Origin of the sequence: Falsiroseomonas tokyonensis (assembly GCF_019024325.1) — a bacterium.
GTDB lineage: Bacteria > Pseudomonadota > Alphaproteobacteria > Acetobacterales > Acetobacteraceae > Falsiroseomonas > Falsiroseomonas tokyonensis.
Genome location: NZ_JAFNJS010000002.1, coordinates 283,750 through 295,275 on the forward strand (window position 1 = coordinate 283,750; position 11,526 = coordinate 295,275).

Sequence of the window (11,526 nt, forward strand, 5' to 3'; positions counted from 1 at the left end):
GATCCGGTGCCTCCCAGCCCCGGGGCCGAGGAGCGCGGCATGACCGAATCTCGAAACCGGTTGCAGGCGCTGCTGCGCCGTGCGCTGCGCCCCAACCCGGACCCCATGCTGCGGGCGGTGCTGGAAGCGGCCGGGGTGGGCATGGCCCTGCTGGATGCCGAAGATCGGCTGACCGCCTGGAACAGCGACTTCGCCGGCCTCTGCGGCCCCATGCTGCCGCCGCGGGACGGTCTGCCGCTGACCCAGCTCCTGGCGCGGGAGGGGCGGGAGGAAGTGCTGGCGGCGCTTTCCGGCGGGCAGAAGCAGCTGGTCACGCTGGCCGGGGAAGGCGGCCCGAAGCTGGAGGCGGAGCGCCGGCCGCTGCCGGGACCGGACCGGCTTTCGGTCCTGCGCCTGGCCCGCCCGGCCTCCCGCCCGCCGGAGCAGGCGGCGGCGGCGGCGCGGCTGCAGGCGGTGGGCGCACTGGCCGGCGGCATCGCGCATGACTTCAACAACCTGCTGACCGCCATCGCCGGCAGCGCCGAGGCCGCCCTGACCCGGGCGCCGGATGGGCCGGCGGCGCCGGAGCTGCGCCAGGTGATGGAAAGCGCCGGCCGCGGCGCCGCCCTGGTGCGCCAGCTGCTGGCCTTCGCGCGCCAGCAGGCGCTGCGGCCCCGCGTGGTGGACCTGAACGAGGCCGTCGCCTCGATGGGCGAGCTGCTGAAGCGGCTGCTCGGCAGCCGGGTGAAGCTGGCCCTGACGCTGGAGGAGCCGGCGCGGCGTGTGCGGATCGACCCGACGCAGCTGGACCAGGTCATCATGAACCTGGCGCTGAATGCGCGCGACGCCATGCCGGAAGGCGGCGCCATGCGGATCGGCACCGGGCATGCCGTGGTGCTGCGGCCGGAACAGCTGGGCAATGAGACGCTGCCCGCCGGCCGCTATGCCCTGCTCGAGGTCTCGGACAGCGGCGTCGGCATCCCGGCCGATGCCCTGCCGCGCATCTTCGACCCCTTCTTCACCACCCGGCGCGACCAGGGCGGCACCGGGCTGGGCCTGTCCACGGTGCATGGCATCGTCCGCCAGTCGGGTGGCTTCATCTCGGTGGACAGCAAGCAGGGGGAGGGCTCGCGCTTCCGCATCTGGCTGCCGCGCCATGACGGCCCGGCCGATCCGCCGGTGCCCACCGCCATGGTCGCCGCGCCAGGCCCGGCCCTGCCGGCGCCCGCGGTCCCCGCGGTGCATTACGGCAGCATGCCGGTGCTGTTGGTGGAGGATGAGGTGCCGCTGCTGCGCCTGGCCGAACGCGCGCTGCGCCGCGCCGGCTTCGAGGTGATGAGCGCCGGCTGCGCGGAGGAGGCGCTGGAGATGCTGGACCGCGGCGCGCCGGCGCCGCTGGCCATGGTCTCCGACGTGGTCATGCCCGGGATGGACGGGCTGGAACTGGCCGGCCGCCTGCGCGCCATCTGGCCGGACCTTCCGGTGCTCCTGGTCTCCGGCTATGCGGAGGCGGCGCTGGGCCGCGACCTGGCGGCGGAGCGGATCCGGCTTCTTGCCAAGCCCTATAGCCTGGGCTCCCTGGTGGCCGAATTGCGGGCCATCCTGCCGGCGGGAGCGGTAAAAGTTTCCTAAATGTTCTTGTCGGAATCGCTGTTCCGCGCGATATTCCGCTCAGCAGGCAGAGAGGCCTCGGCGGGCCCACAGGGCACAGCTGAAGGTTTTTCCCGCCAGGGGATTGACCGGCAGGTGGTGAACCTGCCTCAATTTCACCCATAGGTTGAGATCGGATTTCGGGAGAGCGAGCCGCATGGACAAGACCAAGGCTCTGGATGCCGCGCTGAGCCAGATCGAACGCGCCTTCGGCAAGGGCTCGATCATGCGGATGGGCAACAAGGCCGCGACGGATGAGGTGGAGGTGGTCTCCACCGGCTCCCTCGGCCTCGACCTCGCGCTCGGCATCGGTGGCGTGCCCAAGGGGCGGATCATTGAGATCTACGGGCCGGAAAGCTCGGGCAAGACCACGCTGGCCCTGCACATGATCGCGGAGGCACAGAAGAAGGGCGGCACCTGCGCCTTCATCGACGCGGAACATGCGCTCGACCCCGGCTATGCCAAAAAGCTGGGCGTGGATGTCGAGAACCTGCTGATCAGCCAGCCGGATGCCGGCGAGCAGGCGCTGGAGATCTGCGACACGCTGGTGCGCTCGGGCGCCATCGACGTGCTGGTGGTGGACAGCGTGGCCGCCCTGGTGCCGCGGGCCGAGCTGGAAGGCGAGATGGGCGACAGCCATGTCGGCCTGCATGCCCGGCTGATGTCCCAGGCGCTGCGCAAGCTGACGGGCAGCGTCAGCCGTTCCAACACCCTGCTGGTCTTCCTGAACCAGATCCGCCTGAAGATCGGCGTGATGTTCGGCAATCCGGAGACCACGACGGGCGGCAATGCGCTGAAGTTCTACGCCTCCATCCGCATGGAGATCCGCCGGATCGGCGCCATCAAGGACCGCGACACCACCACGGGCAACCAGACCCGGGTGAAGGTGGTGAAGAACAAGATGGCGCCGCCGTTCCGGCAGATCGAATTCGACATCATGTATGGCGAGGGCATCTCCAAGGTCGGCGAGTTGATCGACCTCGGCGTGAAGGCCGGGATCGTCGAGAAGTCCGGCGCCTGGTTCAGCTGCGACAGCCAGCGGATCGGCCAGGGGCGGGAGAATGCGAAGCAGTTCATGCGGGACAACCCGGCCATGGCGGAAAGCGTGGAGAAGCGCATCCGCGACCAGGCCAGCGGCCTGGCCAGCGCCATGCTGGCCGGGGAGGGCGAGGAAGCGGCGGCCGAATAGGGAACCTTCGGGCTTCCGGGCGTTGGATGACGGAACCGTAATTTAGCCTGGAGGCTTCATGGTCCGTCTTCCGCTCGCCGGCTTCGCTGCCGCTGTTCTTCTGCTGGCCACGCCGGCCTTCGCGCAGGCCCCTGCGCAGCTTGCGCCCGGTCGCTGCGCCGGGCAGGTGGATATCAGCCGCGCCATCGAGATCGCGCGCGGCGCCGGCATTGCCCGCGTGGACCAGGCGGAATGCGACGATCGGCACTGGGAGGTGAAGGGCCGCGACGCCCAGGGCCGGGAGATCGAGGTGGATGTGGCCCCGGCCGATGGCCGGGTGGTGAAGGTCGACCGCGACTGAGGCCGGGTGGCGGGGCGGCCGCGCATCGCCCCGCTTCCGGTTTGGCCTATTCTGCTCTAACGATCGCGGCCCCTTGCGAGACATGCCGAGACCATGAGCAGCAGCAACGATATCCGCGCCACCTTCCTGGATTACTTCCGGCGCAATGGCCATGAGGTGGTGGAAAGCTCCCCCCTGGTGCCGCGCAACGACCCGACGCTGATGTTCGCCAATAGCGGCATGGTCCAGTTCAAGAACGTCTTCACGGGCCAGGAAAAGCGCGGCTACCAGCGCGCGACGACGGCCCAGAAATGCGTGCGGGCGGGCGGCAAGCATAACGACCTGGACAATGTCGGCTATACGGCCCGCCACCACACCTTCTTCGAGATGCTGGGCAATTTCAGCTTCGGCGACTACTTCAAGGAACAGGCGATCGAGCATGCCTGGACCCTGCTGACCCGCGACTTCGGCCTGCCGAAGGACAAGCTGCTGGTCACCGTCTATTCCGAGGATGAGGAAGCGCCGGTCTATTGGAAAAAGGTGGCTGGCCTGCCGGACAGCCGGATCATCCGCATTTCGACCTCCGACAATTTCTGGCGCATGGGCGATACCGGCCCCTGCGGCCCCTGTTCCGAAATTTTCTACGACCATGGCGACCATATCCCCGGCGGCCCGCCCGGCAGCCCGGAGGAGGATGGCGACCGGTTCATCGAGATCTGGAACCTGGTCTTCATGCAGTACGAGGAAGGCCCGCCCGGCACCCGCGTGCCCCTGCCGCGCCCCTCGATCGATACCGGCATGGGGCTGGAACGCTTCGCCGCCATCCTGCAGGGCAAGCACGACAACTACGACACGGACACGCTGCGCGCCCTGATCCTGGCCAGCGCCGAGGCGACCGGCCAGGAGCCGGATGGCCAGTGGAAGACCAGCCACCGCGTGGTGGCCGACCATCTGCGCGCCGGCACCTTCCTGATGGCCGATGGCGTGCTGCCCTCCAATGAGGGCCGCGGCTACGTCCTGCGCCGCATCCTGCGCCGCGCCATGCGCCACGCGCACATGATGGGCGCGCGCGAGCCCCTGCTGCACCGGCTGGTGCCGGCGCTGACCCGCCAGATGGGCGCGGCCTATCCCGAGATCCTGCGGGCCGAAGCCCTGGTGGTGGAGACGCTGCGGCTGGAGGAGACGCGATTCCGCAGCCTGCTGGAGCGCGGCCTCGGCCTGCTGGCGGAGGAATCGGGCAAGCTGGGTGACAAGGGCACGCTGCCCGGCGACGTTGCCTTCAAGCTGTATGACACTTACGGCTTCCCCCTCGACCTGACCCAGGACGCGCTGCGCGGCGAGGGCAAGTCTGTCGATACCAAGGGTTTCGCGGCCGCCATGACCGAGCAGAAGCAGCGCGCCCGCGCCGCCTGGGCCGGCTCCGGCGAGGCCGCCACCGAAACCCAGTGGTTCGACCTGAAGGAGAAGCTCGGCGCCACCGAATTCCTCGGCTATTCGACCGAGAGCGCGGAGGGTTCGATCCTCGCCATCCTGGTCGACGGCAAGCCGGTGGAGGCCGCGCCCGCCGGCGCCGAGGTGGCCGTGGTGCTGAACCAGACGCCCTTCTATGCGGAATCGGGCGGCCAGGTCGGCGATGCCGGGCTGATCTCGGCGGGTGAGGCCTGCCGTATCGTGGTGCGCGACACGCAGAAGAAGCTCGGCGAGCTCTTCGTCCATTACGGCGTGGTGGCGCATGGGGAGGCGAAGCTGGGCCTGCCGGTGGTGGCGGAGGTGGACCACACCCGGCGCGGCACCATCCGCGCGCATCACTCGGCGACGCACCTGCTGCATGAGGCGCTGCGCCGCCGTCTCGGCACGCATGTGGCCCAGAAGGGTTCGCTGAACGCGCCGGACCGGCTGCGCTTCGACGTCTCCCAGCCCACGCCGATGACGGATGAGGACTTGGCCTGGGTCGAGACCGAGGTGAACGCCCGCATCCGGGAGAACGCCGAGGTGGTGACCCGGCTGATGACGCCCGACCAGGCGGTGGCGATTGGTGCCATGGCGCTGTTCGGCGAGAAGTATGGCGACGAGGTCCGCGTGGTCTCCATGGGCCACGACCCGCAGGCGGTGGAGCGCCACGGCGTCTATTCGCTGGAGTTGTGCGGCGGCACGCATGTGAAGCGCACCGGCGATATCGGCCTGTTCCGGATTGTCTCCGAAGGCGCCGTCGCGGCCGGCATTCGGCGCGTCGAGGCGGTGACGGGGGAGGCGGCGCTGAAGCTGCTGGAGGAGCGCGACCGGCAGCTGAACGAGGCCGCCGCCGTGCTGAAGGCGCGCCCCGCGGAGTTGGCCGATCGAATCACCAGCCTGCTGGAGGACCGGAAGAAGCTGGAGCGCGAGGTCTCCGAGCTGCGCAAGAAGCTGGCCACCGGCGGCGCCGCGGCGGAGGTCGAGGAGATTGCCGGCCTGCGCGTGGCGCTGCGCGAGCTGGGCGAGATGCCGCCCAAGGACCTGAAGGGCGTGGTCGAGGCCATCCTGCAGTCCGGCACCGCCGATGTGGTGGCGGTGGTGGCCACGGCTGAAGGCAAGGCCAGCGTCTTCGTCGGCATCGGCGAGGCGGCGAAGGGGAAGACGGACGCGGTGACGCTGGTGCGCGCGGCGAGCGCCGCCATCGGCGGCAAGGGCGGCGGCGGCAAGCCGGACATGGCCCAGGCCGGCGGGCCCGATGCGGCCAAGGCGGGTGAGGCGCTGGCAGCGGTGCGGGCGGCGCTCGGGGGGTGAGCGGGTCGGTCGATCCGGCCTCGGCGGCGGAGGTGCTGCGCCAGGCGCAGACCCTCATCCTCGGCCAGATCGACGCCAGCAAGTCGCTGGACCTCAAGGCGATGGCCGTCTTGCAGGCCTCCCAGGCCATGGCGGTGGCCGGCCTCGGCGGCGCGGCACTGGGGCTTTCCGGGCAGGATTGGCTGCCCTGGCGGGGTGCCGTCGACCTGCTGGCCACGGGCGGCATGGCCGCCATCGCCGCGCTGATCGCCGGCTGGTCGCTGCGGGGCAGCGAGATCGCGGCGCCGGCGCTGCGGCCCTCGACGCTGCTGGACCGAGAGGCACAGAAGCTGCCGCCGGCGCAGCTCTGCCTGTTCCTCGCCTATGAGCTGGACCGGGCGATCGAGCGGAACAACCTGGCCGCCCAATCCGCCGCTCGGCGTTTCGGCGCGGCGCTCTATGCCGCCATCCTCGCGCCCCTGTTCGGCGTTCTGGCGGCCGCGACCTTGGCCATCCCGCAGTGGCGGTCCTTCATCGGCATGGCCCTTGGCTGCCTTGCCGCGCTGCTGCTTCTCCGGCAGATGATCCGGCTATTTGGAACCAGCAGTCGGTAGCCGGCTGTATTTCAGCGGCCCGAAGGACTTGATGAGATAGTCCAGCTGCACCGGCGCGGCACCCGGCAGGAAGGGATTGCCGCCTGGCGTGACGGGCGCTGCCGCAGCGGGCTTCTCGGCCGGCTCGGGCGGTGCGGGTGGCTGGGCGGGCTTGTCCGACATGGGCAGAGTATAGGAAGCACACCAAGGCCATGCCAGTGCCAGACACACGCGCCCGCGCCCTCGGCTTCGCCCCCGGCCTTTTCGCCGCCGGGCCGCTGAACGCCATCACCGATGTCGCCGGCGTTCGCGTCGGCCAGGTCACGGTGATGGAGGGCGAGGCGACGCGCACCGGCGTCACCGCCATCCTCCCGCATCCCGGCAACCCTTTTGCGGAACGCGTGCCCGCCGGCCTCTTCGCCATGAACGGCTACGGCAAGATGGCCGGCGTGACGCAGCTGCAGGAGCTGGGGGAGCTGGAGACGCCGATCCTGCTGACCAACACGCTCGCGGTCGGCCGGGCGGTGGAGGCGCTGGTGGACTGGACTCTGGCCCAGCCGGGCAATGAATCGGTGCGCTCGGTCAATGCCGTGGCGGGCGAGACCAATGACGGCCGCCTGAACGACATCCGCGCCCGCGGCGTCACCCACAAGCACATGCTGCAGGCCCTGGCCGCCGCCACGGATGGCCCGGTGGCGGAGGGTTCGGTCGGCGCCGGCACCGGCACCATGGCCTTCGGCTGGAAGGGCGGCATCGGCACCTCCTCCCGCCGCCTGCCGCCGGCGCTGGGCGGCTGGCTGGTGGGCGCGCTGGTCCAGGCCAATTACGGCGGCGCCCTGGTGATGGATGGCCTCCCCGTCGGGCGGCTGCTGAAAAAGTACTACCTGGCGGAGCATGCGGCGGAACAGGCGGATGCGGATGGCTCCGTCATGGTGGTGGTGGCGACCGATGCGCCGCTGTCGGACCGCAACCTGCAGCGCCTGGCGCGCCGCGCCATGGGCGGCATCGCCCGCACCGGCGCGGCCTTTTCCGATGGTTCAGGCGATTACGCGCTGGCCTTCGCCACCCACCCCGCCGTGCGCCGCGCGGCAGGGCAAGGCGCGACCGAGGACTGGCCGAATGACCGCATGTCACCGCTTTTCGTCGCGGCGGCGGAGGCGACCGAGGAGGCGGTGCTGAACGCGCTCTGCTGCGCCACCACCGTCGAAAGCCGGCTCGGTGGGCGGCGCGTGGTGGGTCGCGCCCTGCCGCTGGACCAGGTGGCGGCGCTGCGCCGGGCTTAACCCTTCGCTCGCGCTTCTGCGGCAGTTTTCCCGCGGCAGCGGCGGAGGTGGCGTGGAGATCCTGGCGGGCGGGGTGGTGCTGGCCTTGCTGGTGCTCGGCCTGGGCATGCTGGTGCGGCGGCTGCTGCGGCGCCTGGCCGTGCTGCTGCGCGGCCTGCTAACGGTGCCGGCACGGCCGACCGGATACCAGTTGCGCGGCCTGCGCCTGGCCCATAGCCGCGCCCTCGTCCGCTCCGAACAGCGCCGGGCGGAAGCCCTGGCGGCAGAGGTCATGCGCCTGCGGGTGGAACTGCGGATGGCGAAGCAGGCCCCGGCGGAGCCGCGCTTCCAGCGGGCCAAGCGCGAATTCGCCCGCCGCTTCCACCCGGACCGCCTGCCGCCGCGCAGCCCGGACCGAAGCATCCGCATCGCCATCTTCCGCGAATACTGGGCTGTGCTGCGCGGCATCGAGCGCAGCCGGTAGCGCCTATCCCTCGCCCGCCACCGCATGCCGCAGCGCGCTGCGGAATTCCCGCCGGTGCAGCTCCCGCAGCACAAAAAGGCTGGTCGCGATCAGCGCCAGCGGATGCACCACCCATGCCAGCGCCGCCAGCCCGAAATAGTAGCTGCGCAGGCCGGTGTTGAAATGCCGCGCCGCCCGGTTCGCCACATCCGCAGCCATGTCGGCCAACGCCATGGCCTGGCCATCCGGCTTGCCGCAGGGAATGCCGCCCACCAGGATGGAAGTATAGTTGAACTGGCGCAGCGCCCAGGTCAGCTCGAAGAAGGCATTCACGAAGATCAGAAGCAGCAGGCCGATCTTGATCTCCCAGCTCGAATCATCCGGCACCGCCGCATAGGGCAGGGAGGCAACGACGCGCCGGCCGAGATCGGGCGCCCCCAGCAGCGCCACCAGGCCACCCAGGATGAAGATGCTGGTGGTGGCCAGGAAGCTGGTGCTGTTCATCAGATTGCCGATCGCCGCCATATCGGCGATGCGGTTTTCCCGCGTCAGCATCGCGCGCATCCAGCGGCGCCGGTATTCGTCCATGGCCGCGATCACACTGGCCCGGCGGATGCGGGGCACGCGGTCGACGATATTGGAATAGCCCAGCCAGCAGCCGGCGAAGATCGCCAGGGCCGACCAGTCGAGCAGGGTGAAGGCGAGCATGCGCCGTTATACCGCAGTGCAGCATAAGCCCGCCACCACCTTGTCGGCCGGGCGAAGGGCCCGGCCGAGCTGGCCGTGGATCAGGCCATCTTCTTCTTCAGGTTCTCGTCCAGCTTGGCGAGGAAGGCCTGGGTGTTCAGCCAGGGCTGGTCCTTGCTGATCAGGATGGCGAGGTCCTTGGTCATGTCGCCGGCTTCCACCGTCTCGATGCAGACCTGCTCGAGCGCATTGGCGAAGTCGACCACGTCCTGCGTGCCGTCGAACTTGCCGCGATAGGCCAGGCCGCGGGTCCAGGCGAAGATCGAGGCGATCGGGTTCGTGCTGGTCTCGCGGCCCTTCTGGTGCTCGCGGTAGTGGCGGGTCACCGTGCCGTGCGCGGCCTCGGACTCCACCGTATTGCCGTCCGGGGACAGCAGCACGGAGGTCATCAGGCCGAGGCTGCCGAAACCCTGGGCCACGATGTCAGACTGCACGTCGCCATCGTAGTTCTTGCAGGCCCAGATATAGCCGCCTTCCCACTTCAGCGCGGAGGCCACCATGTCGTCGATCAGCCGGTCCTCATAGGTGATGCCGGCCTCCTTGAACTTGGCGGCGAATTCCGTGTCGTAGATCGAGCGGAAAATATCCTTAAAGTTGCCGTCATAGGCCTTCAGGATGGTATTCTTGTGGCTGAAATACACGGAATATTTGCGCGCCAGGCCGTAGTTGAAGGAGGCCCGTGCAAAGCCCTCGATGGAGGCGTTCAGGTTATGCTGGCCCATGAAGACGCCCGGGGCCTTGAACGGGAATTCCCCGATCTCGACCGGTGCGCCGCCGCCCTCGGGCGTATAGGTCATGGTCACCTTGCCGGCGCCGGGGATCTTCATCTCGACGGCGCGGTAGATGTCGCCATAGGCATGGCGACCGACGACGATCGGCTTCGACCAGTGCGGCACCAGGCGCGGCACGTTCTGGCAGATGATCGGCTCGCGGAAGATCGTGCCGTCCAGGATGTTGCGGATGGTGCCGTTCGGGCTGCGCCACATCTTCTTCAGGCCGAATTCGGCGACGCGCGCCTCGTCCGGGGTGATGGTCGCGCACTTCACGCCGACGCCGTACTGCTTGGTGGCATTGGCGGCGTCCACCGTGACCTGGTCATCGGTCTGGTCCCGGTACTCGATGCCCAGGTCATAGTACTTCAGGTCGATGTCGAGGTAGGGCAGGATCAGGCGGTCCTTGATGAACCCCCAGATGATGCGCGTCATCTCATCCCCGTCCATCTCGACGACGGGGGTCTTCACCTTGATCTTGGCCATGCCTGTGTCCTTGCCTGTCTCTGCCGCCGGCCGACCGGGCCGGGACGACGCCATCACGCCGAAGGGTGGGAGGTGGCGGAACATGCCAATCGGACCCCGCCGCGGCAAGCCCATGGGGCCGCAACCTTTCCGCGCCGGATGCCAGGGGAAGGGCGCGGCATGATCGCGCCCGGCCGGGGCCTGCCGGCCTGGCTTGCCCTGCTGCTGGTCCTGGCCGGCCCAGCCGCCGCGCAGCCGCAGGGCGGGCCGCTGTCTGCGGGCGGAAGCCCGTGGCTCTGGGGCCTGGCGCTGCTGGCGCTGATCCTGGCGCTGGGCCTGGGCTGGGCCCTGCTGCGCCTGCGGGCGGCGGCCGCGCGCCACCAGCTGCTGGCGGCGCAACATGCCGAGCTGCGCGAGGTCGTGGACCGCGCCGAGGCCAAGGCCCGGCAGTTGGACGGCGCCTTCGCCGCCATGACCGATGGCGTGATGGTCACCGACGACGCGCTGCGCCTGGTCGGCTGGAATACGCGATTCCCGGATTATGCCGGCGTGCCGCGCCGCGCGCTGCGCATCGGCATGCCGCTGGAGGAAGTGCTGCGCCTGCAAGCGGAGGCCGGGGAATTCGGCCTGGTGGATCCGGAGGCGGAGGTGGCGCGCCGCATGCAGATCCTGCGCAGCGGCCGGATCCTGGAACGGTACACAAGGGAACGCCCGGACGGCACGCTGCTGCAGCTGCGCCGGGCGCCGCTGCCCGGTGGCGGCTTCGTGACCCTCTATACGCCGATTTCGCCCGCCACCGAGCAGAACGGCCAAGCCTCCGGCCTGGCGGGGGAATTCCGCCAGGAATGGACCAGCCGCGCGCCGCGGCTGATGGCTGCCGCCGCCGATGCGGATGTGCTGGCGGCCCAGGACGCCGCCCATGCGCTGCGCGGCATCGCCGCCAATGCCGGCTGGCCGGCCGCCGCGGCCCTGCTGGCGGAGGTGGAGGCCGCGGCGCGCGCCGGGGATGTGACGGAGCTGCGCCTGCTGACCAATCAAGTGCCGCTGGACCCGCCCGACGCCGCGTGACGTCCGGCCGGTGCTGGATTCCCGGCCCGGCGCGCCCAGATAGCAGTCCGGACGAGGGAGATCGGATGATGATTCTGCGAATGGCCGCCGGCACGATGATGGGCGCCGTGGTGCTGACCGGCGCCGCGGCCACGCTGGCGCTGGGCGCCGGCGCCGTCGGCACCGTGCTGCTGGCGCGCCGGCTTTGCGAGGAGCGCAAGGGCTGGAAGGACGGTGCGAAGGACGCGGCGGAGCCGGAGATCGGCATGCCCGAGGCCGGTATCCCCGACCCGGCGTAAG

The 11,526-nt window shown here is 70.0% G+C and carries 12 protein-coding genes; 9 read left to right on the forward strand and 3 right to left on the reverse strand.

Annotation, left to right across the window (positions count from 1 at the left end; translation table 11 throughout):
- Positions 1-39: 39 nt before the first annotated feature.
- The 5 genes from J3S20_RS07520 to J3S20_RS07540 all read left to right on the forward strand — a co-directional run bounded on the left by J3S20_RS07520 (position 40) and on the right by J3S20_RS07540 (position 6,493).
- Positions 40-1,611, forward strand: coding sequence for a PAS domain-containing sensor histidine kinase (locus J3S20_RS07520; protein ID WP_216835833.1), 1,572 nt, complete (start codon positions 40-42; stop codon positions 1,609-1,611).
- A gap of 175 nt (positions 1,612-1,786) precedes the next feature.
- Positions 1,787-2,818 (forward strand): recombinase RecA, encoded by a 1,032-nt coding sequence (gene recA / locus J3S20_RS07525; protein WP_216835834.1) that lies wholly within the window; start codon positions 1,787-1,789, stop codon positions 2,816-2,818.
- Between the two features lie 58 nt (positions 2,819-2,876).
- The gene (locus J3S20_RS07530) at positions 2,877-3,158 is read left to right on the forward strand and encodes a PepSY domain-containing protein (RefSeq protein WP_216835835.1); all 282 of its coding nucleotides are present in this window, start codon (positions 2,877-2,879) and stop codon (positions 3,156-3,158) included.
- Between the two features lie 93 nt (positions 3,159-3,251).
- Positions 3,252-5,900 carry an alanine--tRNA ligase gene (gene alaS, locus J3S20_RS07535; protein ID WP_216835836.1) on the forward strand — a complete coding sequence of 883 codons (2,649 nt, stop codon included), beginning with the start codon at positions 3,252-3,254 and terminating at the stop codon, positions 5,898-5,900.
- Positions 5,897-6,493 carry a hypothetical protein gene (locus J3S20_RS07540; protein WP_216835837.1) on the forward strand — a complete coding sequence of 199 codons (597 nt, stop codon included), beginning with the start codon at positions 5,897-5,899 and terminating at the stop codon, positions 6,491-6,493. The genes alaS and J3S20_RS07540 overlap by 4 nt, the downstream gene beginning before the upstream one ends.
- Here J3S20_RS07540 and J3S20_RS07545 read toward each other — a convergent pair.
- Positions 6,470-6,655, reverse strand: coding sequence for a hypothetical protein (locus J3S20_RS07545; RefSeq protein WP_216835838.1), 186 nt, complete (start codon positions 6,653-6,655; stop codon positions 6,470-6,472). The genes J3S20_RS07540 and J3S20_RS07545 overlap by 24 nt on opposite strands.
- A gap of 29 nt (positions 6,656-6,684) precedes the next feature.
- Here J3S20_RS07545 and J3S20_RS07550 point away from each other — a divergent pair, with 29 nt between their 5' ends.
- Both J3S20_RS07550 and J3S20_RS07555 read left to right on the forward strand, forming a co-directional pair.
- Positions 6,685-7,755 carry a DmpA family aminopeptidase gene (locus tag J3S20_RS07550; protein ID WP_216835839.1) on the forward strand — a complete coding sequence of 357 codons (1,071 nt, stop codon included), beginning with the start codon at positions 6,685-6,687 and terminating at the stop codon, positions 7,753-7,755.
- Positions 7,756-7,807: 52 nt separating this feature from the next.
- Complete coding sequence (locus tag J3S20_RS07555; RefSeq protein ID WP_216835840.1) at positions 7,808-8,218, forward strand: hypothetical protein; 411 nt, start codon at positions 7,808-7,810, stop codon at positions 8,216-8,218.
- Positions 8,219-8,221: 3 nt separating this feature from the next.
- Here the strand turns inward: J3S20_RS07555 and J3S20_RS07560 are convergent, their stop codons facing one another.
- Both J3S20_RS07560 and J3S20_RS07565 read right to left on the reverse strand, forming a co-directional pair.
- Positions 8,222-8,905: a DUF599 domain-containing protein gene (locus tag J3S20_RS07560; RefSeq protein WP_216835841.1), complete on the reverse strand. Its 684-nt coding sequence runs from the start codon at positions 8,903-8,905 to the stop codon at positions 8,222-8,224.
- 80 nt (positions 8,906-8,985) lie between these two features.
- The gene (locus J3S20_RS07565; RefSeq protein ID WP_216835842.1) at positions 8,986-10,200 is read right to left on the reverse strand and encodes an NADP-dependent isocitrate dehydrogenase; all 1,215 of its coding nucleotides are present in this window, start codon (positions 10,198-10,200) and stop codon (positions 8,986-8,988) included.
- Between the two features lie 159 nt (positions 10,201-10,359).
- Between J3S20_RS07565 and J3S20_RS07570 the strand changes: the two genes are divergently transcribed.
- Positions 10,360-11,247: a PAS domain-containing protein gene (locus J3S20_RS07570; protein WP_216835843.1), complete on the forward strand. Its 888-nt coding sequence runs from the start codon at positions 10,360-10,362 to the stop codon at positions 11,245-11,247.
- Between the two features lie 65 nt (positions 11,248-11,312).
- Positions 11,313-11,525, forward strand: coding sequence for a hypothetical protein (locus tag J3S20_RS07575; RefSeq protein WP_216835844.1), 213 nt, complete (start codon positions 11,313-11,315; stop codon positions 11,523-11,525).
- Position 11,526: the final 1 nt, after the last annotated feature.

What these genes read in the sequence shown, in the direction of transcription:
- J3S20_RS07520 (WP_216835833.1), top strand. Translation starts at nt 40, where the DNA reads ATGACCGAATCTCGAAACCGGTTGCAGGCGCTGCTGCGCCGTGCGCTG.
- recA (WP_216835834.1), top strand. Translation starts at nt 1,787, where the DNA reads ATGGACAAGACCAAGGCTCTGGATGCCGCGCTGAGCCAGATCGAACGC.
- J3S20_RS07530 (WP_216835835.1), top strand. Translation starts at nt 2,877, where the DNA reads ATGGTCCGTCTTCCGCTCGCCGGCTTCGCTGCCGCTGTTCTTCTGCTG.
- alaS (WP_216835836.1), top strand. Translation starts at nt 3,252, where the DNA reads ATGAGCAGCAGCAACGATATCCGCGCCACCTTCCTGGATTACTTCCGG.
- J3S20_RS07545 (WP_216835838.1), bottom strand. Translation starts at nt 6,655, where the DNA reads ATGTCGGACAAGCCCGCCCAGCCACCCGCACCGCCCGAGCCGGCCGAG.
- J3S20_RS07550 (WP_216835839.1), top strand. Translation starts at nt 6,685, where the DNA reads ATGCCAGTGCCAGACACACGCGCCCGCGCCCTCGGCTTCGCCCCCGGC.
- J3S20_RS07560 (WP_216835841.1), bottom strand. Translation starts at nt 8,905, where the DNA reads ATGCTCGCCTTCACCCTGCTCGACTGGTCGGCCCTGGCGATCTTCGCC.
- J3S20_RS07565 (WP_216835842.1), bottom strand. Translation starts at nt 10,200, where the DNA reads ATGGCCAAGATCAAGGTGAAGACCCCCGTCGTCGAGATGGACGGGGAT.
- J3S20_RS07570 (WP_216835843.1), top strand. Translation starts at nt 10,360, where the DNA reads ATGATCGCGCCCGGCCGGGGCCTGCCGGCCTGGCTTGCCCTGCTGCTG.
- J3S20_RS07575 (WP_216835844.1), top strand. Translation starts at nt 11,313, where the DNA reads ATGATGATTCTGCGAATGGCCGCCGGCACGATGATGGGCGCCGTGGTG.